This is a genomic window from Streptomyces sp. NPDC058751, from assembly GCF_042746485.1.
Taxonomy (GTDB): domain Bacteria; phylum Actinomycetota; class Actinomycetes; order Streptomycetales; family Streptomycetaceae; genus Streptomyces.
The window spans coordinates 38,180-63,092 of record NZ_JBHYPZ010000052.1 but is presented as its reverse complement, the minus strand read 5'-3'; the positions used below and the strand labels follow the sequence as shown (position 1 = coordinate 63,092).

The window sequence follows — 24,913 nt, the reverse complement described above, 5'->3', positions numbered from 1 at the left end:
TACGGGCCCGGCCGGTACGGGCCCGGCCGGTACGGGCCCGGCCGGTACGGGCCCGGCCGGTACGGGCCCGGCCGGTACGGGCCCGGCCGGTACGGTGCCTTCGGTGGTCACCTGCCAGGACCGCTGGGCGGGCAGGGCGCGCACGGACGGCCGCTGTGTAACCTCCTGCGCCGGCTTGGGCTCGAACCGCACGGGCAGTTCGACGAGGTGGCGCGAGGACATGGTGCTCCGCCAGCGCAGGTCGCTCTCGTCGCAGTCGAGTTCGACGTCCGGCAGCCGCAGCAGCAGGGCGTCGACGCCGACGTCGGCGATGGCACGGCCGATGTCCTGTCCCGGGCACTCGTGGGGGCCGCCGCCGAAGGCGAGGTGGGAGCGGTTGCCCTGCATGCTCGCGGCCAGGTCGGGACGGATCCGGGGGTCGACGTTGCCGGGCGCGATCCCGAACAGCAGTCCGTCGCCCTTGCGGATGCGCTGGCCGCCCAGCTCCGTCTCCTGCTTGGCGAAGTAGCCGAGGACGGCGCTGAACGGCGGTTCGTTCCACAGGGACTGCTCGACCGCCTCGGGCACGGTCATCTGCCCGCCGTTGAGCTGGGCGCGGAAGCGCGGGTCGGTGAGCAGCATGCGCAGCACGTTGGCGATGAGGTTGGCGGTGGCCTCGTAGGCGGCGAGCAGGACGAGCCGCAGGTGCTGGGCCACCTCGTCGTCGGTGAGCCGGGCCGGGTGGTTGATGAGGTGGCTGGTGAAGTCGTCGTCGGGCTCGGCGCGGCGCCGCAGGGTGTGCTGGGTCAGCACGCCCATGACGTACTCGTTGCTGGCGATGGCGGTGTCGGTGCCCTTGAGGAGGTCGCGGGTGGCGTGCACCATCCGGTCGTTGTAGTCCTCGGGCATGCCGATGATCTCGCAGAGCACGGACATCGGCAGGTGTTCGGCGAACTGTCCGACCAGATCGGCCCTGCCGAGCGGGCAGAACGCGTTGACCAGGCGCTGGGTGGCGCGGTTGATGTAGCGCCGCAGGCTGCGGAAGTCGATGGTCGTCATGGCGCCGGTGACGGCGCCGCGCAGTCTGAGGTGCTCGTCGCCCTCGGCGTGGGAACAGATGGGCTGCCAGGCGATGTGGGGGGCGAGCGGATGGTCGGCTCCCGCCGTGCCGTCCTGGACGGCGGTCCACAGCCGGCTGTCGCGGGCGTAGTGCGAGGGGGTGCTGACCATGTGCAGGTTCTCGGCATGGCCGAGGACCACCCAGACGGGTACGTCGTTGTGCAGTAACACGGGGGCGACGGCGCCGTGTTCGGCCCGCAGCTTCTCGTACAGCGCGCCCAGGTCCTCCGCCTCGGGCCCGTACAGGCGGCGCAGTCCGCCCGGACCGGTGCCGGGGCCCATGGCGTGGGCGGGGCAGCCCGGCGGGGGGCCGAACGCGGGTTCCTCCGTACCGGCCGGGGAATGGGATTCGGTCGTCACAATGATCGCTCCGAAGCTCAAGTACGTTCTATGGGTTGGCAGTTGGCGTACGGATGTCGTATCCACGGTACGTCGTTCAGCGGGGCGCCGACGTGATCGCCAGGGAATGCAGGAACCGCATCAGGGTCATCAGGGTGTCGCGGCTCGACGCCCTGCGGCGGGCGTCGCACCGCACGATCGGGATCTCCTCGGCGAGGTCGAGCGCGGCCCGCAGGTCCTCGACCGGGTACCGGGGCGAGTCGGGGAAGTCGTTGACCGCGACGACGAAGGGGACACCGCGCTCCTCCAGGCGTCCGATCACGTCGAAGCTGACTTCCAGGCGGCGGGTGTCGATCAGGACGACCGCGCCGAGCGCTCCCTCGAACAGGCCGTTCCACAGGAACCAGAAACGCTCCTGGCCCGGGGTGCCGAAGAGGTAGAGGACCAGTCGGTCCGTGATGGAGATCCGGCCGAAGTCCATGGCCACGGTGGTGGCGGTCTTGGTATCGGAGCCGTAGTCGTCGTCGACGCCGATACCGGCCTGTGTCATGGTCTCCTCGGTCGTCAGCGGCCTGATCTCGCTGACGGAGCCCACCATGGTCGTCTTGCCGACTCCGAAGCCGCCCGCGATCACGATCTTCACCGCGGCCTGAGCGGTGTGCGGGAGGTGGTCCTCGGCGCGAGGGCCCGTGACGGTGTCAGAGCTTCTGGAGTCCATGCATCACCGCTTCGAGGAGGGAACGGTCGGGGAGCGCCTGACGGACGACCGGGGCGCGCGCCTGCACCAGCCCGGCCGCCAGCAGTTCGGTGAGCAGGACGGTCACCACGCTGAACGGCAGGTCGAGATAGGCCGAGATCTCGGCCACGGACAAGGGGGTCCGGCACAGCCTCAGCAGCGCCGACTGCTCCGGCTGGGTGGCGGGCGGCGGTGTGACGGCGCGCGCCACGACCAGCGTGACCAGGTCGACCTCGGCCCGGTCGGCGCCCTCGCCGCCGCCCGTGAGCACGTACAGGCGCTCCGGGTTCTCCGGTCCGCCCCGGCCCTCCTCCCCCTCGGCCCCTTCCGGGCCGGCGCGGGGGGCGGGCGGCGCGGGGGGTTTCGGGGGCTGCTCCCCCGGCCCGCGCCGTCGGCGTTGCGGAGGGCTCATACGGTCTGCCCGTTGCGGCGCGGCGGACTGGTGAGGTGGGCGCCGATACGTACGACGAGGTCGCGCATGCGGTTGCTCATCAGCCCGGGGTCGGCGGTCTGGTTGGCGAGCACGGCGAGGTAGGCGTTGGGCCCCGCCGACATCAGGTAGAAGTAGCCGCCGTCGACCTCGATGATGACCATCCGCATCCGGCCGTCGCTCCTGGGGATCTCTCCCGCGACGGCTCCCGCGAGGCTCTGCAGGCCCGCGCAGGCCGCGGCGACCCGGTCGGCGGCGTCCGGGTCGCCGCCGTAGCGGGCGATGCGCAGTCCGTCGGCGGAGAGCACCACGATCTGCTGGATGCCCGGCACTCCGTCGGCGAGTTCCTTGAGCATCCAGTCGAAGTTGGCTCGCTGCTGGATCACTTGGGGTCCCCCTCCTCGGCGGCCTCGGCAGGGGCCGGCTGGTCGTCCGTGCTGAATGCGGTCGGGTCGGGGTCGCCCTTGAGCCCGTTCATGAACGCCTCGACCCACAGACCGGGTTCGGGCTCCTTCTCCCGCGGCCCGGGACCGGGTTCCCGCGAGGCGGCGGCCCCGGCGGCCTCCTGCTCGGCGCGCGCCTCGGCGTAGCGCCGGCTGAGCGGGACCTTCACGCGGCTGCGGCGCTGCGGAAGGCCGCCCGGCGTCCGTTCCGTGACGACCGGGACGTCGTCCTCACGGGGGTCGCCGCTCGACGAGGGGATGCGGGGGCCGGTGGTCGGGCGGCGCTTCTTCGGCTTGCGCGCGGGACCCTCGACACCGCCGTTGTCGATGCCGGCCACGGAGCCGGCCCCGATGCCGTGCGCGAGGCCGGGGGCGAAGTCGGTGGTGAGCATGGAGCGCGGTGCGACGAGGACGGCGCGGACACCGCCGTACGCGGACTGCCGCAGCGAGATCTGCATGCCGTACATCTGCGCGAGCCGTCCGACGACGGCCATGCCGAGCCGGGGCGCCTGGCCCATGGTGTTCGGGTCGACGCCCGCCGCGGCCAGCCGGAGCAGTTCCTCGATCCTGCCGCGGGCCTCGTCGCTGAGGCTGACGCCGCCGTCCTCGATCTCGACGGCGATGCCGGTCTGCACCTCGATCGCGGTGACGTGCACCTTGGTGTGGGGCGGGGAGTACCGGGTGGCGTTGTCCAGGAGCTCGGCGAGGGCGTGGATGAGCGGTTCGACGGACACGCCCTTGACGGCGATGTCGACGATGTTGTGCAGCTCGATGCGCCGGTACTCCAGGATGCGGGACATCGCGCCGCGCAGAACGCTGAACAGCGGTACGGGCTCGGGCCACTGGCGTCCGGGACGACCGCCGCCGAGCACGGCGATGGAGTCGGCGAGCCGGCCGATCAGCGCGGTGCCGTGGTCGATGCGCAGCAGGTCGTCGAAGACCTCGGGGTTGCGCCCGTGGTCCTCTTCCATCTCGCGGAGTTCGCTGTTCTGCTGGTGGACGATGGCCTGGACGCGCCGGGCGATGTTGACGAAGGAGCGCTGGGCCGCGTCACGCGTCGACTCCTCGGCGTCGATGACCTTGAGCAGCTTCTTCAGCAGGTCCTTCTGGGACTCGGCGATCCCGCGGAAGTCCGGGTCGTCACGGCCCAGGGTCCGGACGACCTCCGCGGGCGAGTCCCCGTCGTGCAGCCGGTCGATCGCGTACGGCAGGACCTCCCGGGTGAAGCGCACGATCTCCTGGTCGTGCGCCGCGACGCGCCGTTCCAGGGAGGCGGTGCGGCGCGCGCACTCGGCCCGCAGTTCACGGGCGACGCGGCCGCGGCGGACGGCCTCGCCGCCGACCGCGACGACCAGCAGTGTGGCGAAGCCGCCGCACAGGGCCACCGCGCCCCGGGCCGGCTCGGTCACGACGGCGACGGCGGCGCCGGTCACGACCGCCATCAGTACGGCCGGCAGCAACAGCACACGCGCGTAGGGAAGTTCACTGCCACCGGGAGGCGATTGAACACTCACCATGTATGCCCTCTGAGACAAGTCGGCTGGGGGTGGGGGAGTTTCACGGGGGAAACGGCACAGATCGGATGGGGCGAACCGGATCTTCGGATCCTTTGGGAACAAGCGCACGAATTAACCCCAACTCGGTGCGCCGCGGGCGAGCTTAGTCCGACCGGATCATCGCGGTGTCATATTCCGCAAGCACCTGAAACCACCCATAAGACTGGAGTACCCTCAGCCTCATTTGCACGCTGAGCCCCCGTTCACACACGCTGCGTGACGACGTTCGGGCGTGCGAACAGCACGTCGGCAGCAGCCGGAGAGAGCCGAGGCCGTACGACCCTCCACCGAGCGCCCCCACGCCTGTACGCCGGTGCTCCGACACGGCAGAGCTCCCACGGCCGGCCGGCCGTGGGAGCTCCTGGACGTCGTCGGCACCACCGAGGTCCGGCGGTGCGCCCACCCGGACGCGGGACGGCCGCTCCTCTCCGGCCGGGGCCGGGCCGGCGCCGGTCAGCCGACCGACGAGTAGGCCACCACCCCGCGCAGCAGGGCGTCGACCGCCTTGCGGGCGTTCTTCGCGACCGTCGACTTCTCCCCGCCCGAGACGGGGGCTGCGGCCGCGATCTGGCCGAGGACGTCGATGACCTGCTTGCACCAGCGCACGAAGTCACCGGCGGGCATCTCGGCCTCGCGCAGCACCTCGTCCAGGCCCTTGCCGGACGCCCACTCGTGGGCGGCCCAGGCGAAGCCGAGGTCCGGCTCGCGCTGGCCCACGCCCTCCGTCTGGTTGATCCGGAAGTCCTCCTCCAGCGCGTCCAGCCGGCCCCAGATGCGCACCATCTCACCGAGCGCGGCCTTGGCCCTGCCGGACGGCACCTTCGGCGCCATCGCGTCGTCCGCCATCCGGGACTCGTACACCAACGCCGAGACACAGGCGGCCAGTTCCGCCGGGGACAGGCCGTCCCAGACTCCGGCGCGCAGGCATTCACTGGCCAGCAGGTCGAGTTCGCCGTACAGCCTGGCGAGCCGCTTGCCGTGCTCGGTGACCTCGTCGCCGCGCAGGTAGTCCAGCTCGGTGAGCAGGGCGACGATCCGGTCGAAGGTACGGGCGATGGTGTTCGTCCGGCCCTCGATCCGGCGCTCCAGCTGCGAGGTGTCCCGCTTGAGCCGGTGGTAGCGCTCGGCCCAGCGGGCGTGGTCCTCGCGGTCGTTGCAGCCGTGGCAGGGGTGCGCGCGGATCGCCGTGCGCAGCCGGGCGATCTCACGGTCGTCGGCGGCCTCGGAGCGCCTCTTGCGGTGCCGGTCCGGGACGATGTGCCCGGCCTTCGTGCGCAGCGCGGAGGCGAGGTCCCGGCGGGACTGCGGCGAACGCGGGTTGAACGACTTGGGGATCCGCATCCGGTCGAGCGCCTCGACCGGCACCGGGAAGTCCATCGAGGCCAGCCTCTTCACCTGCCGCTCGGCGGTCAGCACCAGCGGGCGCGGACCGTCGTGCTGCTCGAAGCCCCGGTGGCCGTTCGAGCGGCCGGCGGGCAGCCCGGGATCCAGCACGAGCGCCAGCCCCGCGTACTTGCCGGTGGGCACGTGGATCACGTCACCGGGCTTCAGCTTCTCCAGGGCGACGGCCGCCTCGGCACGGCGCTGGGACACGCCCTGCCGGGCCAGCTCGGTCTCGCGGTCCTTCAGTTCGCGGCGCAGCCCCATGTAGGCGTCGAAGTCGCCGAGATGGCAGGTCATCGACTCCTTGTAGCCCTCGAGACCCTCCTCGTTGCGCTGCACCTGCCGGGAGATCCCGACGACCGACTTGTCGGCCTGGAACTGCGCGAACGACGTCTCCAGCAGCTCGCGCGAACGGTGCCGGCCGAACTGCTCGACCAGGTTCACCGCCATGTTGTACGACGGCTTGAAGCTGGAGCGCAGCGGATAGGTGCGGGTGCCCGCGAGCCCCGCGAGGTGCTCGGGGCTGAAACCGCGCTGCCACAGCACGACCGCGTGGCCCTCGACGTCGATGCCGCGGCGGCCGGCACGGCCGGTGAGCTGGGTGTACTCGCCGGGCGTGATGTCGGCGTGCTGCTCGCCGTTCCACTTGACGAGCTTCTCCAGCACGACCGAGCGGGCGGGCATGTTGATGCCCAGCGCGAGGGTCTCCGTCGCGAAGACCGCCTTGACGAGACCGCGGACGAAGAGCTCCTCGACGACCTCCTTGAACGTGGGCAGCATGCCCGCGTGGTGGGCGGCGATGCCGCGCTCCAGGCCCTCCAGCCACTCGAAGTAGCCGAGGACGTGCAGGTCCTCGTCGGGGATGGAGGCGGTGCGCTCCTCCACGAGCTCGCGCACCCGCGCACGGGCCGCGTCGTCGTTCAGCCGGAGCCCCGCGTACAGACACTGCTGCACGGCGGCCTCGCAGGCCGCGCGGCTGAAGATGAACGTGATGGCGGGCAGCAGCCCTTCGGCGTCGAGCCGCTCGATGACCTCGGGCCGGCCCGGCGTCCAGATCCGCGAGCGCTGTCTGCGCTCGCGCTCCCGGTCGGCCTCGCGCATCGCACGGCCGCGTCTGCGGTCCTGGTACGACGGACGGCTCGCCTCCATGCGCGCCATGCGCGTGAGGTCGGGGTTGACGGCCCTGCGCTGGCCCTCGCCCTCCTCGAAGAGGTCGTACATCCGCCGTCCGGCCAGCACGTGCTGGAACAGCGGGACGGGCCGGTGCTCGGAGACGATCACCTGGGTGTCGCCGCGCACGGTGTCCAGCCAGTCACCGAACTCCTCGGCGTTCGACACGGTCGCCGACAGCGACACCAGGGTCACCGACTCCGGGAGGTGGATGATCACTTCCTCCCAGACGGCGCCGCGGAAGCGGTCGGAGAGGTAGTGCACCTCGTCCATCACCACGTAGCCGAGACCGAGGAGGGTGTTCGAGCCCGCGTACAGCATGTTCCGCAGGACCTCGGTGGTCATGACGACCACCGGTGCCCCGGAGTTGACGCTGTTGTCGCCGGTGAGGAGGCCGACCTTCTCCGCGCCGTAGCGGCGGCACAGGTCGGCGTACTTCTGGTTGGAGAGCGCCTTGATCGGCGTGGTGTAGAAGCACTTCTTGCCCTGCTGGAGGGCGAGGTGGACGGCGAACTCGCCGACGATCGTCTTGCCCGAACCGGTGGGCGCGGCCACCAGCACACCCTTGCCCGCTTCGAGTGCCTGGCAGGCCTCTATCTGGAAGGGGTCGAGGCCGAAGTCGTACATCTCGCGGAAGGAGGCGAGCGCGGTGGCCTGCTCGGCAGCGCGCCTGCGTGCTGCCGCGTACCGCTCGGCCGGTGAGAGGTCCTCTGTCATCGTGCTTTCGAGACTACCGGGAGGCACTGACACAAGGACGATCATTATCCGTATCAGCGGCTGTGAAACCCCGGATCCCCGCAGCTCAGGGAAGTGCGACGCGCACCGCGGCCCGTACGCACTCCGCCGTGAGCGGCAGCGGGCCCAGCGGCTCCCCGTCCGCGTAGCCGGTTATGCCCTCGGCCAGGAGCTCGACCCGGGCCGCCCGGTGCACGCTCACCGCGGGATGGCCGACGTGGGTGCCCCGGTAGACCCGGGGGAAGATCTTGAGGAGGGTGGAGCGGGAGCAGTCGCCGACCACCGTGATGTCGAACAGCCCGTCGCCGAGGCTCGCCCCGGGGCAGATCCTCATGCCGCCGCCGTACGACGATCCGTTGCCGACGGCCACCAGCGTCGCCTCGGTCTCCAGCGTCTCGCCGCCGTCCAGCGTGAGGCGGTACGGGACGGGCCGGAAGGCGGCCAGTTCGGCGACCATGGCGACGTCGTACTTGAAGCGTCCGACGGGCAGGCGCATCCGGTTCCCGCGGTCGTTGACCCGGGAGTCGAACCCTGAGGCGAGGACGGTGCCGAACCAGGTGCCGTTCACCCGGCCCAGGTCGACCTCGCGCAGCCGGCCGCCCCTCAGCGCCTCCGCGATCATGCGTCCCGCGGCGGCCGGGTCGCCCACGGGCAGGCCGAGGGCCCGCGCGAAGTCGTTCCCGGTGCCCGCCGCGACCAGGCCGAAGGGTACGGAGGTTCCGGCGACGGCCTGGAGCGCCAGGTTCGCCATGCCGTCCCCGCCGACCGCGACGAGGGCGCCGGTGCCGCCGGCGACCGCCGCGCGTGCCCGCGCGAGGGCGTCCACCGCGTCCTCGCCCTGGACCGTGTCGACGGTGAATCCCGCGGCACGCAGAGCGGAAGCGGCCGGAAGCGCCGCCCGGGCGCCCCGGCCGCGGCCCGCGGTGGGGTTGACGAAGAGGGTGATCTCGCTGGTCACAGGCTGACCCTATGAGGTCGCGGACTCCGTCAGGTCACGTCGCCATAACCGTTGCCCCGGTCCGCGGCCGAACGCCGAGCGGGGCCCGTCCGGGATTCGGACGGGCCCCACTCGTGGTTCATCTGCCGGTCACGCTCTCCCTCACGGGCCGGAGCCTCGTCTCAGGTGACGTCGTCGTAACCGTTGATCCGGTCGCTCTCGCCGGTGTTCTGCTCCGGCAGCGTGCGACCGCCCGTCACCGGCTGCACCTCACCGATGTCCTCGGGGGTCAGGTCGAGCTCGGAGGCCTCGTCGTCGGCGGGGCCCCGGGCCGCGCGACGGGCGCGCCGCCGGTCGTTGAGCAGGGCCACACCCGTGCCGACGAAGTACAGGAACCAGATCGGCCCCGCCAGCGCCAGCATGGAGACGGGGTCGGTGCTGGGCGTGGCGATCGCCGCGAAGAGGGTGATGCCCATCACCATTCCCCGCCACCAGCCCGCCATCCGCTGCCCCGACAGGACACCGCCGAAGTTCAGCATGACCAGCAGCAGGGGAAGCTCGAAGGAGAGCCCGAAGACGACGATCATCCGCATGATGAGCTGCAACAGGTCGTCGAGGGGCAGCTGGTTGTCACTGCCGATGATCGAGAACTCCAGCATCACCGACGCCATCTTGGGCAGCGTCCAGTAAGCGAAGTAGGCACCGGTGACGAAGAGGGGGAAGCCCGCGGCGACGAAGCCGAGCGCGTACTTCTTCTCGCTTCCGTGCAGACCGGGCGCCACGAAGGCCCAGAGCTGATACAGCCACACAGGGGACGCCAGCACGACACCGGTCGACATCGACACCGTCAGCGCCAGCGTGAACGGACTGAGCAAACCGTTCTGCACGATGCGCGCGCACTGGATGCTGTCGGGGTTCTGGGCCAGCTCCGCGAACCTGTACTTGCATCCGACGGCGTCAAGGATGGGGTTCGTGAGGAACTCCATGATGTCCTTGTAGAAGAAGGCGGAGATGATCATCCCGACGATGATCGCCAGCACACTCTTCACGAGCCGGTTGCGGAGCTCACGAAGGTGCTCCGCGAGGGGCATCCGCCCCTCCGGATCCTTCGCTTCGTTCTTGCGGGCAGACTTGAGCAACCCACGTCCTCATCTCAAGCGGCGGGCCGGATGTCTCCCGGCCCTGCGTCAGCGCTGGGTCGTGTCCGTCGGCTCGTTGACCGGGCGCGAGCTGGTCACGTCGCCGGGAGCGGCCTGGATGGTGCGCTGCGCGGGGGGCTGCTCGCCGGTGGCGGGCGGACCGGCCGGGGCCGGGTTGCTGCCCTCGTCCTTCATCGCCTTCGCCTCGCTCTTGAGGATCCGGGCGGACTTGCCGAGGGAGCGCGCCATGTCCGGAAGCTTCTTCGCGCCGAACAGCAGGATGATGACGACGAGGATGAGAATGATCTCGGGAGCTCCGAGCCTTCCGAACATAAGTCTTTACCTTCTCACCGAGGCTGCATGGTCGGGGTGCTGGCAGATCGATCGGACACTTGTCCGGTCATCGTGGTGTCAGCGATCGTAACGCTCAGGGGTAAACGCGGGGCAATCCCTGTGCGTACGCCCAGTTCGCGGTCCGCGCCTCGTTCTCCGGGCCGCGTCACTGAGGGTACCTGGCCCGGACACGAAGTCGACAGGCTGGCATGACGCATTGTGCGCGTCCGGAACGGCTCAGACGGCGTCCACGGAGCGCGCCGCTCCGACCGCCGCCCGCTCCAGATCCTCGGAAGCCGTACTGATACGGCGTGCGGAATCGGCCACCTGGCGGCCCAGACGTTCCGCTTCCAGGAAGACACGGACGGCGAGGACCCCAAGAACCGCAATTCCCAGGAAACCCGCGGCGATCGCAAACATCGGCCAGAACATGACGTCGACCCTAGAGGGTGGAGTGCAGCCGCAGCGTACGCACCCCACCCCCGGTGAGGAGTTCGACGATGCGTTCCCCCGCGGGCTTGCGGACGGCGGACCCGCACGCGGGACAGGTGAACGAGTAGAACGTCGTGCGGCTGCTGGCGCCGATGGCCAGGCGCAGGGCACCGGGCGTGAGCTCGAAACCGGCCCGGCAGTCGGGGCAGGCGGCCCTGAACATCACCTCGACGACCCGGCGCATCCCGGCGAAGGCCGTCCCCACCGACATCTCCGGCGCGCCCGGGGCCGACCCGGAACGCCCCGGCACACCGGCCCTCCGCGCGGAAGCCCGCTTCACCGGGCCGCCCGGCCTTCCCTGCGCCCCGGACACCGACGACGTCCTCAAAGCCTCTGCTCCCGCCCCTCGTACGGATCGTCCCGGACCCCCCCGGTCCCGTCCGGCGCGTCGTAGGCGGCGAGCGCCTCGCGGGCCGCGCTGCGGGCGCTGTCCGCGAGAGCCTGCGGCGAGACGATCCTGCCGTCACCGCCCAGACGCAGGGCCAGCCGCCGCAGCGACGCCGGATCGGGGGTCCGCAAGGTGATACGCAGCCCCCCGTCCGGCAGTTCATCCGCGCTGTCGTGCGGGTAGTACTCGGCGACCCAGCGCCCGCCGGGACCCACCTCGACGATCACCTCCGGATCCTCGGCCGCGGGCTGGACGAGCCCCTCGGACAGGTCCCGCAGTTCGATCTCGGGCGGCGCGGACGGCTCGTCCAGAATGCGGATCTCGGCGACCCGGTCGAGCCGGAAGGTGCGGCGCGCCTCCGAGCGGCGGCACCATGCCTCCACATAGGTGTGCCCCACGCTGACCAGGCGAATCGGGTCGATCTCGCGTTCGCTCAGCTCGTCCCGCGAGGGCGAGTAGTAACGGACCCACAGCCGCCGCCGCTCGGAGATCGCCCGGTCCACGTCGGCGAAGACGCCGCCCTCGGACTCGAAGGTCACCGACAGCCGGGAACTGGCGCCCGCCGCCTCGCCCGAAGCGGCCTCCACCTTGGCGGTGGCCCGCAGCAGCGCCTGCCGGTCGCCCTCGCGCAGGCCGGGCAGGGTGGACACCGCGCGGGCGGCCACCAGCAGCGCGGTCGCCTCGTCGGCAGCGATCCGCAGCGGCTCGGCGACGTCGTCGGGGTTGTGCCACCAGATCCGGTCACCGTCGGTGTCGATGTCGAGCAGATCCCCGCCGCGGAAGCTGGTCCCGCACAGCGGCAGCACGTCGAGATCGGAGATCAGCTCGTCCTCGGTGATCCCGAAGGCACGGGCCACGTCACCGACGCGTGCGCCGGGGCGCTCGCGCAGGTACGTCACCAGGGAGAGCATCCGCCTGGTCTGGTCGATCGCGTTCGCGGGCCTGGCCGGTTTTCCTGCCACTTTCTTGCTTCCCCCTCAGCCCTTGGCCACGGCGCGCAGCCGGTCGACCACATCGGCCCGCAGTTCGGCGGGCTCCACGACCACGACGTCCGGCCCGAACTCGACGAGCCAGGCGTCCAGACCGTGACCGTACGGAATCTCCAGCTCGTCCCAGCCGTCACCCGCCTCCCGCACCGAGACGGCCTTGGCCCGCAGCGGGTAGCCCGCTCCGGAACGCAGCCGGATCAGCGCGGAGCGGTCGGCGGTCTCCCCCGCCCAGCCGGCCACCGTCTCACGCACGGTGACGACATCGGGGACCTCGGCGGTGTACCGGCCCGCACGGGCCCGGACCTTGCCGGTGATCCGTGAGAGCCGGAAGACCCGCTCGGCACCGCGGTCGCGGTCCCAGCCCGCGAGGTACCAGTGACCGCGCCAGCACTCCAGGGCCCAGGGCTCGACGTGCCGGGTCCCGGGCTGCGCGGCGTTGGCCTTGCGGTAGTCGAAGACGACCGGGCGCCGGTCGCGACAGGCGAGCATCAGGGGCTCGAAGGCGGCCTCGTGGACGGGGATGTGCGGCTCGAGGGCACCGTGGGACTCGTAGGGGTCCACGTCCTCGGGCAGGCCCGCGGCACGCAGCTTCTGCAGCGCGCCGCTCGCGGCACCGGCGAGGCGGGCCTGCTGCCAGACCTTGGCGGCCAGGCCGAGGGCGGCGGCCTCCTCGGCGTCGAGGGTGATCGGAGGCAGGCGGTTGCTGTCGCGGCGGGCCAGGTAGCCGACCTCGCCGTCGAGGTTCTCCACCGTCTCGATGACCAGGCCGAGTTCGCGCAGATCGTCCTTGTCCCGCTCGAACATCCGGTTGAAGCTGTCGTCCGACCCGGCTTCCAGGTAGGCCTCGATGGACCCGCGGAGTTCCCGCTTGCTGAGCGGCCGCCGCGTCCCGAGCAGACACAGCGCGAGGTTCATCAGCCGCTCGGCCTTGGCAATGGCCATCGGTGCCCTTCCTATGGTGCTTCCGACCGATGACCGTACCGCTCCGAAGTGTCGCGGCAAAAGCCGAGGGCCCATGCCCGGACAGGCATGGGCCCCAGATCATCGGATCAGGATCGAATCCGGTCCGCCGCGATCAGACCGCGATCAGGTCGACCACGAAGATCAGCGTCTCACCGGGCTTGATCGCCGGGGTCGGGCTCTGGTCGCCGTAGGCGAGGTGGGCGGGGATGGTCAGCTGACGACGGCCGCCGACCTTCATGCCCTGCACACCACGGTCCCAGCCCTTGATGACACGGCCGCCACCGAGCGGGAACTTGAACGGGTTGCCCCGGTTCCAGCTCGCGTCGAACTCCTCACCCGTGCTGAACGACACACCCACGTAGTGCACCGTGACGTTCTGGCCGGCCTCGGCCACGGGACCGTCGCCCTCCCAGATGTCCTTGATCTCAAGGTCCGCCGGCGGCTCGCCCTCGGGAAAATCGATCTCGGGCTTCTCGATGCTCACGTCTTTGCTCCTGCTTGTGTACGTAAGGACAACACGGACAGTCTCACATCCCCGCAGGGTTTACATCTTCGCCAGGATGTCCACCGAGAAGACGAGCGTGGAGTCCTTCTTGATACCGCTGTTGGCCGGCGGGTTGTCGCCGTAACCCAGATCCGGCGGAATCACGATGAGCACACGACTGCCCACCTTCTTGCCCGTCAGCCCCTGCGCCCAGCCCTTGACGACCTGCTGCAGCGAGAACGACGTCAGCTGCCCCCGCTTGTACGTCGAGTCGAACTCCTTGCCGCTGTCCCACAGCACACCCTCGTACTGCACGAGGACACTGCTGTCCGCCTTGACCTCGTCGCCGTCACCCTCGATCACGTAATTCGCCACGAGCTTCGAGGGAGCGTCCTTCTTCGGCACCGTGATCTTGGGAGCCTGGCCGTCCGTGTTCGTGCCCACCGTCGGCAGCGCGGCGTCCTTCTGCGGCACGTTCTTCCCCTTGGCGGAGCTCTTCGAGTTGAACGTGTCCTCGATGTCCACCACGAACACCAGCGTGTCGGTGCCCTTGATACCCGCCTGCGCATTGCCCTGCGAGCCGTAACCCCAAGTCGGCGGAACCGCCATCTGGACACGGCTGCCGGCCTTCTTGCCGACCAGACCGTAACGCCAGCCGTCGATGATGCCGCCCTGCGCCAGCTGGATGACCAGCGGCGTCCCCCGGTCGTAGGAGTTGTCGAAGACCTTCGCCGTGGCCCAGACCTGCCCCAGGTAATTGGCCTGGATGTAGTCGTTCTCCGCGACCGTCTTCCCGTTCCCCGCGATCACCGTCCTGACCGCGAGGTCCTTCGACGGCTCCCCGCTGCCCTTGGCCACGGTCGGCTTCTCACCGAACTTCGTACCGGCCGTGATCGCCGGCAGCGGACCGTCCACGATCTTCGGCGGCGGCACGGAAGCCGGGGCCGAGGGCGAGGGTGACTTGCTGGACTCCGCCGTGTCTGACTTGCCGTCGTCGTCACCGCATCCGGCGAGCGTGACCAGTCCAGCGGGTACGGAGAGAAGGAGTGAGCGTCGGCGCACGGTAGGAGCCTCGTATCGGTCGATCTTGGTGGATGGCGTGCGCGCAACTCTACGACGTGAGAAGAGCGCCGTACGGAAAACGTACGGCGCCCCGCGTTGCGTTCCGCGTCGCCCGCGGAACCCCGCCTCACATGCCCGCGATGAGCTTCTCCACCCGGTCGTCCACCGCACGGAACGGGTCCTTGCACAGCACCGTGCGCTGCGCCTGGTCGTTGAGCTTCAGGTGCACCCAGTCCACGGTGAAGTCCCGCCGCTGCTCCTGCGCACGCCGGATGAAGTCACCGCGCAACCGCGCCCGAGTGGTCTGCGGCGGCACCGACTTGCCCTCGAAGATCTTCAAGTCGTTGCAGATCCGCGCGGCTTGCCCCTTCCGCTCCAGCAGGTAGTAGAGACCACGACGACGGTGGATGTCGTGGTAGGCGAGGTCTATCTGCGCGACCCGCGGATGCGACATGGTCATGTTGTGCTTCGCCCGGTACCGCTCGATGAGCTGGTACTTCATGACCCAGTCGATCTCCGTGCCGATCCGGTCGAGGTCCTCGGCCTCGATCGCGTCGAGCGTACGGCCCCACAGCTCCAGCACCTGCTCGACCGTGCCCGTACGGATACCGCGGCGCTCGCAGAAGTCCACGGCCTTCTCGTAGTACTCGCGCTGCACCTCCAGCGCGGAGGCCTCACGGCCACTGGCCAGCCGCACCTTCCGCCGGCCCGTGATGTCATGACTGACCTCGCGGATCGCCCGGATGGGGTTCTCCAGGGTCAGGTCACGCATGACCGTGCCCGCCTCGATCATGCGCAGCACCAGGTCCGTGGCACCGACCTTGAGGAGCATCGTCGTCTCGGACATGTTCGAGTCGCCGACGATCACATGCAACCGGCGGTAACGCTCGGCGTCCGCGTGCGGCTCGTCACGCGTGTTGATGATGGGCCGCGACCGGGTCGTCGCGGAACTGACACCCTCCCAGATGTGCTCCGCCCGCTGGCTGACGCAGTACACCGCACCGCGCGGGGTCTGCAGCACCTTCCCCGCACCGCACAGCAACTGCCGCGTCACCAGGAACGGGATGAGGATGTCCGCCAGCCGGGAGAACTCCCCGTGCCGGGCCACCAGATAGTTCTCGTGGCATCCGTAGGAGTTTCCGGCCGAGTCGGTGTTGTTCTTGAACAGATAGACGTCGCCCGCGATCCCTTCCTCGTGCAGGCGCCGTTCGGCATCCACCAGGAGACCTTCGAGAATGCGCTCGCCGGCCTTGTCGTGGGTGACGAGCTCCGTCACGTTGTCACACTCGGGTGTCGCGTATTCCGGATGTGATCCCACGTCGAGATAAAGGCGGGCGCCGTTCCGCAGAAAGACATTGCTGCTGCGGCCCCATGACACGACACGGCGGAAGAGGTACCGCGCCACCTCGTCGGGAGACAGCCGGCGCTGTCCCCTGAACGTACACGTGACGCCGTACTCGTTCTCCAGCCCGAAAATGCGGCGGTCCATGACTGAACATTACGCCCGATCCCCTGAGCTGAAACGGGGTTCGACGGCTCGGTTTGGATCATTTTCCGATGAGGCCGCAACAACCCCGCCCCGCCCGGCACCCGCGAGCACCCGGCCCGTGGCCAGCAGAACCACCAGCGCGGCAGCACCCGCGACCCCCGGAACGGCGAACCCCCGCCCCGCCCCGCCCCACTCCACCACCGGCCCCGCGACACCCGTTCCCACCGACGCACCCACGGTGAACGTCGTCACGAGCCAGGAGAACGCCTCGGTGACCGTACCCGCCGGCGCGTGCCGGTCCACCAGCACGAACGCACACGCGATGCTCGGCGCGAGAAACACCCCGGCGAGGGTCGCCAGAGCCGTCATCGCGACCGGACCCGGCACCAGCACCAGCGGGACATAACACACCGCCAGAAGAGCGACCAGCACCCGCAGTCGCCGCTCCGGCGCCCCGCGCCACCGCCGCGCGCCGTAGACCACACCGCCCAGCAGCGCGCCGAGCCCGATGCCCGCCATCAGCCAGCCGTACACCACGTCCCCGCCGTGCGCGTCCGCGTACGACACCGCCGCGACCGTGATCGAACCCAGCGCCATCCCGATGAACAGGAACGCCCCGAGCAGGGCCAGCAGCCCCGGCGAGCGCAGGGCACCCAGCCAGTGCGCCTCGCGCGGAGCCGAACGCCACGCACGCGAGGGCGGCGAGAGGACCACGGAGAGGGCACCCAGGACACCGACCACGGCCAGGATCAGCAGCGCGGCCTGCGCGGACCAGAGCGCGACGCACAGCGTCACCAGAAGCGGCCCGACGGTGAACATCACCTCCTGCGCCACCGCGTCCATGGCGTACGCGGTGTGCACCTGCTCCTCCTCGCGCAGCACGGACGGCCACAGCGCCCGCAGACCGCCCTCCAGAGGGGGCGTGAAGAGCCCCGCCACCACCATCGCCGCGCACGCGAGCCCCACCGGCTCCGTCCCGGCCAGGGCGAAGACACCCATGCCGAACGCCGAGACGACCGCCGCGGGCAGCTGCACCCGGGGCTGGCCGTGCAGATCCACGAGCCGGCCGAGCAGCGGCTGCCCCACCGCGTTGGCCACCCCGTACAACGCCGCGAGCGCCCCCGCGAGGCTGTACGTGCCGCCCTCGGCCCGCACGAACAGCACGACGGCGATGGCGGCCGTCGCGTTCGGCAGCCGCCCCACCAGCGTCCCCACGAGCAGCCTGGCGGCGTGCCTCGCCCTGAGGATCTCCAGGTATCCCGCAGCCATGGCGTGCCCTTCCCTTAGCGTGCGACCCTCAAGTGTTACGTATAACGTCCGCCTCAATACGTACCATGTGCGCTGACCGCGAGTCCACACGAAGGAGCAGGCCCACGGTGGCAAGAGGTAGCACGCGCCCCACCAGCCGGGACGTCGCCGAGGCCGCCGGGGTCTCCCAGGCAGCCGTCTCCCTCGTCCTCGGCGACAAATGGCGCGGCCGCGTCTCCCCCGCCACCGCCGAACGCGTCCGCGACGCCGCCCAGGAACTCGGCTACCGCCCCAACCTCGCCGCCCGCAACCTCCGCCTCGGCCGCACCCGCACCGTCCTCCTCGTCGTCCCCGCCCTCACCACCGAATTCTTCGCCGGCGTCTACACCGGCGCCGCCCGCGTCGCCGGACAGCACGGCTTCGGAGTCGTCCTCTACCCCTCCCCCGAGGGCATCGGCCCCGCCCGCGACCCCTTCGGCTCCGCCCAGGCCGCCCTCGACGGCGTCATCGCCTCCTCCATGGCCGCCGACGCCCTCACCGCCATCCGCGGCGACCAGCTCCCCCTCGTCATGCTCGACAGCGACCCCGCAGGCAGCCAGAGCGCCGCCACCGTCAACCTCGACATCGCCGACGGCGTACGCCAGGTCACCGACCACCTCCTGGAACTCGGCCACCGCCGCTTCCTGCACCTCGCCGCCGACATCCCCTCCTGGACCTTCGAGGTCCGCGCCCGCGAACTGGCCTCCTGCCTCGTCGAAGTCCCCGGAACCAGCCTCCGCGTCGCCCGCTCCCCCATCTCCTTCGAAGACGCCCTCGCCGCCACCCACGGCGCCCTGACCACCCCCGGCCCCCGCCCCACCGCCGTCGTCTGCGACGACGACAAACTCGCCGCCGGCGCCTACAAAGCCGCCCGCCGCCTCGGCCTGCGCATCCCCGACGACATCTCCATCACCGGACTCGACGACCTCGCCCTCGCCCGCGCCCTCGACCCCGAACTCACCACGGTCCGCCTGGACGCCGAACGCTTCGGCGAACAAGGCATGAAAGCCCTCCTCGCCGTCCTGGACGGCCGCACACCGCCCCAGGACGACATCCCCGTCCAACTCGTCGTACGCGGCTCCACAGCCCCTCCAGCCGCCTAGAACACCCACCCCCCGCCTAGAGGGGCACCCACCCTCGCCCCGGACACACGGAAGGGGCCGCACCGGTCTCCACCGGGGCGGCCCCTTCCGATACGAGCACCCGGCACACGGGCACCCGGTCCTGCCGAAACCTCACTCGTCGTCGGCGTCCTCGGCCTCCGTCGCGGTCTCCGCACCCCCGGCCTCCAGCAGCCGGGACAGCTGACGGCCGACGATCCGCTTGAACTTCCGCTGCTGCGGCCTCGTCCGGTCCAGCACCGCGACCTCCAGCCGCTCCGCCGGAATCTCCCGCTCACCACCGTTCGGCTCCCGGGACAACGACTGGACGGCCAGCTTCAGCGCCTCGGCCAGCGACATCCCGTCCTGGTGCCGGGCGTCCAGATAGCTGCTGATCTGCTCGGCGTTCCCACCGACGGCCACCGAACCGTGCTCGTCCACGATCGAACCGTCGTGCGGCAACCGGTAGATCTGGTCACCGTCCGGAGTCTCACCGACCTCCGCGACCACCAGCTCCACCTCGTACGGCTTCTCCGCCGCCGACGAGAAGATCGTGCCCAGCGTCTGCGCGTACACGTTCGCCAGACCACGGGCCGTCACGTCGTCACGGTCGTACGTGTAGCCACGCAGATCGGCATACCGCACACCACCGATCCGCAGGTTCTCGTACTCGTTGTACTTGCCGGCGGCCGCGAAGCCGATCCGGTCGTAGATCTCGCTGAACTTGTGCAGCGCACGGGACGGGTTCTCGCCGACGAACACGATGCCGTCGGCGTACTGCAGCACGACCAGGCTGCGGCCACGGGCGATGCCCTTGCGGGCGTACTCCGCCCGGTCGGCCATCGCCTGCTGGGGTGAGACATAGAACGGCGTCGACACCGGCTATCCGTCCCTTTCTGTCGAAGTCACTGGATCACCTGGAAGAGAGACGGACGATCAGTACAGCGCGGCACGCGGGCCGTCGGGCTGCTGCAGTCGCCTCTCCAGGATCACACGGGCGATCTCGGACGACTCCTCGTCCGTGAGCCGGCGGAAACCGCTCTCGGTGATCACGGTGACGATCGGGTAGATACGGCGCGCGACATCGGGACCACCCGTCGCCGAGTCGTCGTCGGCCGCGTCGTACAGGGCCTGGATCACCAGCGTGGTGGCCTGGTCCTCCGTCAGGTCCTTGGCGTAGAGCTTCTTCATGGCACCGCGCGCGAAGAGCGAGCCGGAACCCGTGGCCGCGTAGCCGTGCTCCTCGGAACGGCCGCCCGTGACGTCGTAGGAGAAGATGCGGCCCTTGCCGCGGTCCACGTCGTAGCCCGCGAAGAGGGGAACCACGGCAAGACCCTGCATGGCCATGCCGAGGTTGGAACGGATCATCGTGGACAGGCGGTTCGCCTTGCCCTCCAGGGAGAGCTGCGCGCCCTCCACCTTCTCGAAGTGCTCCAGCTCCAGCTGGAACAGCTTCACCATCTCCACGGCCAGGCCCGCCGTGCCGGCGATGCCCACCGCCGAGTACTCGTCGGCCGGGAACACCTTCTCGATGTCGCGCTGGGCGATGACGTTCCCCATCGTGGCCCGGCGGTCACCGGCGAGGACGACCCCGCCGGGGAACGTGACGGCGACGATGGTCGTGCCGTGCGGGGCCTCGATCACGCCCTGCGTCGGGGGCAGTTGCCGCTTGCCGGGCAACATCTCCGGCTGGTGGTCGGAGAGAAAGTCCATGAAGGACGAGGAACCGGGCGTCAGGAAGGCAGCCGGTAGACGCCCGGTGCTACGAGTGTTGGCTTCCACGCGTTTCCTTCCACGTATGCGGCAGCCCGCCTTATGGCATCGGGCCGATCCTTGAACTGCCCCAGTGCGGCATTGCAGCTGAAGCACAGTACGCCTCGGACACTACCCGTCTTGTGGCAGTGATCCACATGCGCCGCCGGGGCTGACAAACATATGCAGCAGACGCCCCCTTGAGAAGCGATCAGCTCGTCACGCTCGGCTTCGGTGATGCCGTACTGACGTTTCAGATGGTCCTGCCGCCCCTGAACCGCCCGGCACGCCTTGCAGCGCGTGGACAGCCCGTCCGATGCGGTGGCGTTCCGATGCCATTCGTCGTGCGGCTTCACCTCACCGCACGCCCGGCAGAGCTTGTGCCCGGCCGGAACGTCCACCTTCTCCCGTACCGGCTTACCCATGGCCTCCCGGCGGCGCCGGTAGTGCGCGGCGCTGTACTCCGCCACACACTCCCGGCATCGCGGCTGCAGGCCATCACGCCGGTTCCTGTCGCTCGCGAACGCCTCAAGAGGCAAGTCGCGCCGACATCCCGTGCAATGTTTCACGTTCAGATCGCCTGTCACCCCAATCCCCCGCAACCTTCAATTCGAAGGCTAGGGGTGCGAATTCCCTCTACTCGCCACCTTTTTGCACGAAGGAGCGCACGAAATCCTCGGCGTTTTCCTCGAGTACATCGTCAATTTCGTCAAGAACCGAGTCGACATCGTCGCTCAGCTTTTCCTGGCGTTCCTTGAGGTCGTCGGTTGCCTGCGCGTCCTGCGACTGTTCCTCGACCTCCTCGGTGGAACGCGTCGCCTTCTGCTGTCCGCCGCCGGTGTCCTTGGTCGCCATAACCCTCACCCCGCTCGGTTCGACGTTCTTGATCAGACCCTACAAGCAGGGTCCGACATCGGCCCCGCAGTTGCCACAACGTACGGGGACCATCTCGATGATTCCCGTAACGCCGGGTGTTCCACCCTGTCCGGCCCGTGCCGTCCTGGGGGAAGCTCAATTGTTGCCCGAAAGGACCCTGACCAGATCCTCCGCCGTCCGGCAGCGGTCCAGGAGCGCCTTGACGTGATTACGCGTTCCGCGAAGCGGCTCCAGGGTCGGGACGCGCTGGAGCGAGTCCCGGCCGGGCAGGTCGAAGATCACCGAGTCCCAGGAGGCCGCCGCCACGTCGTCCGCGTACTGTTCGAGGCAGCGTCCGCGGAAGTAGGCGCGGGTGTCCTCGGGCGGTGTCGTGCGGGCCCGCTCGACCTCGTTCTCGTCCAGCAGGCGCTTCATCTTGCCCCGGGCCGCCAGACGGTTGTAGAGGCCCTTCTCGGCGCGTACGTCGGCGTACTGGAGGTCGACCAGGTGCAGCCGGGCGGCGTCCCAGTCGAGGCCGTCACGGCGCCGGTAGCCCTCCATGAGCTCCCGCTTGGCGACCCAGTCGAGTTCTCCGGAGAGGCTCATCGGGTCGTTCTCCAGGCGGTTCAGGGTGTCCTCCCAGCGCAGCAGGACGTCCTTGGTCTGCTCGTCCGCGTCGGCCCCGAAGCGCTCCTCCACGTACTTGCGGGAGAGCTCGAAGTACTCCATCTGCAGTTGCACGGCGGTGAGTGTGCGGCCGCTGCGGAGCGTGACCAGGCGCTTGAGGGTCGGGTCGTGGGAGACCTGGTGGAGGGTGCGTACGGGCTGGTCGACGGCCAGGTCGACGGCGATGAAGCCGTCCTCGATCATGGAGAGGACGAGTGCCGTCGTGCCGAGCTTGAGGTAGGTCGAGATCTCGGAGAGGTTCGCGTCCCCGATGATCACGTGCAGCCGGCGGTACTTCTCGGCGTCGGCGTGGGGTTCGTCGCGGGTGTTGATGATGGGGCGCTTGAGGGTCGTCTCCAGGCCGACCTCGACCTCGAAGTAGTCGGCGCGCTGGCTGAGCTGGAAGCCGTGCTCGTGGCCGTCCTGGCCGATGCCGACGCGGCCCGCTCCGGTGACGACCTGGCGCGAGACGAAGAACGGCGTGAGGTGGCGCACGATGTCCGAGAAGGGGGTCTCCCGCTTCATCAGGTAGTTCTCGTGCGTGCCGTAGGAGGCGCCCTTGTTGTCGGTGTTGTTCTTGTAGAGGTGGATCGGCTGGGCGCCGGGGAGCTGGGCGGCGCGTTCGGCGGCCTCGGCCATGATGCGCTCGCCGGCCTTGTCCCACAGGACGGCGTCCCGCGGGTTGGTGACTTCGGGGGAGCTGTATTCCGGGTGTGCGTGGTCGACGTACAGCCGTGCACCGTTGGTGAGGATGACATTGGCCAGGCCGATGTCCTCGTCGGTGAGCTGGCTGGCGTCGGCGGACTCCCGGGCGAGGTCGAAGCCTCGCGCGTCCCGCAGCGGGTTCTCCTCCTCGAAGTCCCAGCGGGCGCGGCGCGCCCGGTGCATCGCCGCCGCGTAGGCGTTGACGATCTGGGACGAGGTGAGCATGGCATTGGCGTTGGGGTGACCGGGGACGGAGATCCCGTACTCCGTCTCGATGCCCATTACTCGCCGTACGGTCATGCGGCCCTCCTTGCCCGGCGGCGCCCTCGGTCGGGGGCGCTGCTCAAGTACCGCTGGCGCTCCGGTGCGTGTGCGGTGCCCGTCCCCGCACTGCGCGACTCGGCGGTACGAAAGAGCCTAGAACGCCTCTGCGCTGGTGGGGAGATCATTTGCGTCATTGCTGTGCTTCGGCTTGACCGGAAAAGCAGGCGGCTGCGGATACCCGTGAAGGGCACCCGCAGCCGCCCTGCGTTTTACAGGTACTGACCGGTGTTGGCCACCGTGTCGATGGAGCGTCCGGTGTCCGCGCCCTGCTTTCCGGTGATGAGCGTACGGATATAGACGATCCGTTCGCCCTTCTTTCCGGAGATCCTGGCCCAGTCGTCGGGGTTGGTGGTGTTGGGAAGGTCCTCGTTCTCCTTGAACTCGTCCACGCATGCCTGGAGGAGGTGGGAGACCCGGAGGCCCTTCTGGTCGTGTTCGAGGAAGTCCTTGATGGCCATCTTCTTGGCGCGGCCCACGATGTTCTCGATCATGGCGCCGGAATTGAAGTCCTTGAAGTAAAGGACTTCCTTGTCGCCGTTGGCGTAGGTGACCTCCAGGAAGCGGTTCTCCTCCGATTCGGCGTACATCTGTTCCACGGCGGTCTGGATCATGCCGTGGACGGTGGCCGCCTTGTCGCCGCCGTGCTCTCCGACGTCTTCGGAGTGCAGGGGGAGGCGTTCGGTGAGGTACTTCTGGAAGATGTCCTTGGCCGCTTCGGCGTCCGGGCGTTCGATCTTGATCTTCACGTCGAGCCGGCCGGGTCGCAGGATGGCGGGGTCGATCATGTCCTCGCGGTTGGAGGCGCCGATGACCACGACGTTCTGCAGGCCTTCCACGCCGTCGATCTCGGCGAGGAGCTGCGGGACGATGGTGTTCTCCACGTCCGAGCTGACGCCGGATCCGCGGGTGCGGAAGAGGGATTCCATCTCGTCGAAGAAGACGATGACGGGGGTGCCCTCGCTGGCCTTCTCCCGGGCCCGCTGGAAGACGAGGCGGATCTGCCGCTCGGTCTCGCCGACGTACTTGTTCAGGAGCTCGGGGCCCTTGATGTTGAGGAAGAAGCTCTTGCCGGTGGCCTGGCCGGTGACTTCGGCGACCTTTTTGGCCAGTGAGTTGGCCACGGCCTTGGCGATGAGCGTCTTTCCGCATCCGGGGGGTCCGTAGAGGAGGACTCCCTTGGGGGGCCGCAGTTCGTGTTCCTTGAAGAGGTCGGGGTAGAGGTACGGGAGCTCGACGGCGTCGCGGATCATCTCGATCTGGCCGCCCAGGCCGCCGATCTGCTCGTAGCCGATGTCCGGGACCTCTTCGAGGACGAGTTCCTCGACCTCGCTCTTGGGGACGATCTCGTAGACGTAGCCGGAGCGGGGTTCGAGGAGGAGGGCGTCTCCGGGACGGATGGTGACGTCCAGGAGCGGTTCGGCGAGCCGTACCACCCGTTCCTCGTCGGTGTGCCCCTGTACGAGGGCGCGCTCGCCGTCCTCCAGGATCTCCTTGAGGGTGACGATGTCGCCGACGCTCTCGTACTCCATGGCCTCGACCACGTTGAGGGCTTCGTTGAGCATCACTTCCTGGCCGCGCCTGAGCTCGTCGAGCTCGACGCTGGGGCTGACGTTCACGCGGAGTTTGCGGCCTCCGGTGAAGATGTCGGCCGTGCCGTCCTCGTTCGCCGCGAGGAAGACCCCGAAGCCGGCCGGCGGCTGCGCGAGCCGGTCGACTTCTTCCTTGAGGGCCACGATCTGGTCACGGGCCTCACGGAGCGTGTTCGCCAGTCTTTCGTTCTGTGCGGACACGCCGGCCAGGTTGGTCTGCAACTCGACGATCCGCTCTTCGAGAATCCTCGTGTGTCGCGGAGAGTCGGCGAGCTTGCGTCGCAGGACGGCGATCTCCTGCTCAAGGTAGGCAATCTGCCCGGCGGGGTCATCGGACCCTCTTCCCGGGCGGATGCCGCGGTTCATGTCGTCGTCGTGGGCTGCCACGGTCCTCACCTCCTCCAAGGGGAGCTGGACGCTTCCAGACCCTACCTGGGTGGGTGTCGATTGAAACCCCTAGATCACAAAG

24 protein-coding genes are annotated in these 24,913 nt (G+C 69.5%); 1 reads left to right on the top strand and 23 read right to left on the bottom strand.

What is annotated here, in order from left to right:
* From ACFW6B_RS35205 to ACFW6B_RS35125, 17 genes are all read right to left on the bottom strand, one after another.
* Nucleotides 1–1,458 (bottom strand): cytochrome P450 (locus ACFW6B_RS35205; protein ID WP_386602755.1); only part of this gene is annotated, 1,458 nt, incomplete at its 3' end.
* Between the two features lie 76 nt (nt 1,459–1,534).
* On the bottom strand, nt 1,535–2,155 hold the full coding sequence (locus ACFW6B_RS35200) for an ATP/GTP-binding protein (protein WP_386602753.1): 621 nt from the start codon (nt 2,153–2,155) through the stop codon (nt 1,535–1,537).
* Nucleotides 2,136–2,585 carry a DUF742 domain-containing protein gene (locus tag ACFW6B_RS35195; RefSeq protein ID WP_386602751.1) on the bottom strand — a complete coding sequence of 150 codons (450 nt, stop codon included), beginning with the start codon at nt 2,583–2,585 and terminating at the stop codon, nt 2,136–2,138. Before ACFW6B_RS35195 ends, ACFW6B_RS35200 begins: the two co-directional genes overlap by 20 nt.
* Entirely contained in the window at nt 2,582–2,989 is a 408-nt protein-coding gene (locus ACFW6B_RS35190) for a roadblock/LC7 domain-containing protein (RefSeq protein ID WP_386602749.1), read from the bottom strand. Before ACFW6B_RS35190 ends, ACFW6B_RS35195 begins: the two co-directional genes overlap by 4 nt.
* A complete protein-coding gene (locus ACFW6B_RS35185; RefSeq protein ID WP_386602747.1) occupies nt 2,986–4,563 on the bottom strand; it encodes a sensor histidine kinase in 1,578 nt (525 codons plus the stop codon). The genes ACFW6B_RS35190 and ACFW6B_RS35185 overlap by 4 nt, the downstream gene beginning before the upstream one ends.
* Before the next feature lie 492 nt (nt 4,564–5,055).
* Nucleotides 5,056–7,917, bottom strand: coding sequence for a DEAD/DEAH box helicase (locus ACFW6B_RS35180; RefSeq protein ID WP_386602745.1), 2,862 nt, complete (start codon nt 7,915–7,917; stop codon nt 5,056–5,058).
* 40 nt (nt 7,918–7,957) lie between these two features.
* Entirely contained in the window at nt 7,958–8,848 is an 891-nt protein-coding gene (locus ACFW6B_RS35175; protein ID WP_386602743.1) for a diacylglycerol kinase, read from the bottom strand.
* Nucleotides 8,849–9,009: 161 nt separating this feature from the next.
* Nucleotides 9,010–9,966, bottom strand: a complete 957-nt coding sequence (tatC, locus tag ACFW6B_RS35170; protein WP_386602741.1) for a twin-arginine translocase subunit TatC — start codon at nt 9,964–9,966, stop codon at nt 9,010–9,012.
* Between the two features lie 48 nt (nt 9,967–10,014).
* Nucleotides 10,015–10,299 carry a Sec-independent protein translocase subunit TatA gene (gene tatA, locus ACFW6B_RS35165; protein ID WP_386602740.1) on the bottom strand — a complete coding sequence of 95 codons (285 nt, stop codon included), beginning with the start codon at nt 10,297–10,299 and terminating at the stop codon, nt 10,015–10,017.
* Between the two features lie 237 nt (nt 10,300–10,536).
* The gene (locus ACFW6B_RS35160; protein ID WP_386602738.1) at nt 10,537–10,731 is read right to left on the bottom strand and encodes a hypothetical protein; all 195 of its coding nucleotides are present in this window, start codon (nt 10,729–10,731) and stop codon (nt 10,537–10,539) included.
* A 10-nt stretch (nt 10,732–10,741) separates the two neighbouring features.
* Nucleotides 10,742–11,002 carry a hypothetical protein gene (locus ACFW6B_RS35155; protein WP_386602736.1) on the bottom strand — a complete coding sequence of 87 codons (261 nt, stop codon included), beginning with the start codon at nt 11,000–11,002 and terminating at the stop codon, nt 10,742–10,744.
* 113 nt (nt 11,003–11,115) lie between these two features.
* Nucleotides 11,116–12,141, bottom strand: a complete 1,026-nt coding sequence (locus ACFW6B_RS35150; protein ID WP_386602735.1) for a helix-turn-helix transcriptional regulator — start codon at nt 12,139–12,141, stop codon at nt 11,116–11,118.
* 15 nt (nt 12,142–12,156) lie between these two features.
* Nucleotides 12,157–13,110 carry a helix-turn-helix transcriptional regulator gene (locus tag ACFW6B_RS35145; protein WP_386602733.1) on the bottom strand — a complete coding sequence of 318 codons (954 nt, stop codon included), beginning with the start codon at nt 13,108–13,110 and terminating at the stop codon, nt 12,157–12,159.
* A 133-nt stretch (nt 13,111–13,243) separates the two neighbouring features.
* Nucleotides 13,244–13,615, bottom strand: a complete 372-nt coding sequence (locus ACFW6B_RS35140; protein WP_386602731.1) for an FKBP-type peptidyl-prolyl cis-trans isomerase — start codon at nt 13,613–13,615, stop codon at nt 13,244–13,246.
* Nucleotides 13,616–13,675: 60 nt separating this feature from the next.
* Nucleotides 13,676–14,677: an FKBP-type peptidyl-prolyl cis-trans isomerase gene (locus ACFW6B_RS35135; protein ID WP_386602729.1), complete on the bottom strand. Its 1,002-nt coding sequence runs from the start codon at nt 14,675–14,677 to the stop codon at nt 13,676–13,678.
* 127 nt (nt 14,678–14,804) lie between these two features.
* On the bottom strand, nt 14,805–16,166 hold the full coding sequence (gene pafA / locus ACFW6B_RS35130) for a Pup--protein ligase (RefSeq protein WP_386602727.1): 1,362 nt from the start codon (nt 16,164–16,166) through the stop codon (nt 14,805–14,807).
* A 9-nt stretch (nt 16,167–16,175) separates the two neighbouring features.
* Nucleotides 16,176–17,435, bottom strand: a complete 1,260-nt coding sequence (locus ACFW6B_RS35125; protein ID WP_386602725.1) for an MFS transporter — start codon at nt 17,433–17,435, stop codon at nt 16,176–16,178.
* 107 nt (nt 17,436–17,542) lie between these two features.
* On the opposite strand from ACFW6B_RS35125, the gene ACFW6B_RS35120 reads away from it, so the two are divergent.
* Nucleotides 17,543–18,556, top strand: a complete 1,014-nt coding sequence (locus ACFW6B_RS35120) for a LacI family DNA-binding transcriptional regulator (protein WP_386602723.1) — start codon at nt 17,543–17,545, stop codon at nt 18,554–18,556.
* 132 nt (nt 18,557–18,688) lie between these two features.
* Here ACFW6B_RS35120 and prcA read toward each other — a convergent pair whose 3' ends face one another.
* The 6 genes from prcA to arc form a co-directional block, all read right to left on the bottom strand.
* Entirely contained in the window at nt 18,689–19,432 is a 744-nt protein-coding gene (gene prcA, locus ACFW6B_RS35115; RefSeq protein ID WP_361679533.1) for a proteasome subunit alpha, read from the bottom strand.
* Between the two features lie 57 nt (nt 19,433–19,489).
* Nucleotides 19,490–20,335 carry a proteasome subunit beta gene (prcB, locus tag ACFW6B_RS35110; RefSeq protein ID WP_386602721.1) on the bottom strand — a complete coding sequence of 282 codons (846 nt, stop codon included), beginning with the start codon at nt 20,333–20,335 and terminating at the stop codon, nt 19,490–19,492.
* Nucleotides 20,287–20,775 carry an endonuclease VII domain-containing protein gene (locus tag ACFW6B_RS35105; protein ID WP_386602719.1) on the bottom strand — a complete coding sequence of 163 codons (489 nt, stop codon included), beginning with the start codon at nt 20,773–20,775 and terminating at the stop codon, nt 20,287–20,289. The genes prcB and ACFW6B_RS35105 overlap by 49 nt, the downstream gene beginning before the upstream one ends.
* Before the next feature lie 166 nt (nt 20,776–20,941).
* On the bottom strand, nt 20,942–21,160 hold the full coding sequence (locus tag ACFW6B_RS35100; protein WP_261702927.1) for a ubiquitin-like protein Pup: 219 nt from the start codon (nt 21,158–21,160) through the stop codon (nt 20,942–20,944).
* A gap of 156 nt (nt 21,161–21,316) precedes the next feature.
* Nucleotides 21,317–22,831 (bottom strand): depupylase/deamidase Dop, encoded by a 1,515-nt coding sequence (dop, locus tag ACFW6B_RS35095; RefSeq protein WP_386602717.1) that lies wholly within the window; start codon nt 22,829–22,831, stop codon nt 21,317–21,319.
* 233 nt (nt 22,832–23,064) lie between these two features.
* Nucleotides 23,065–24,831 (bottom strand): proteasome ATPase, encoded by a 1,767-nt coding sequence (arc, locus tag ACFW6B_RS35090; RefSeq protein ID WP_037628445.1) that lies wholly within the window; start codon nt 24,829–24,831, stop codon nt 23,065–23,067.
* Nucleotides 24,832–24,913 lie beyond the last annotated feature (82 nt).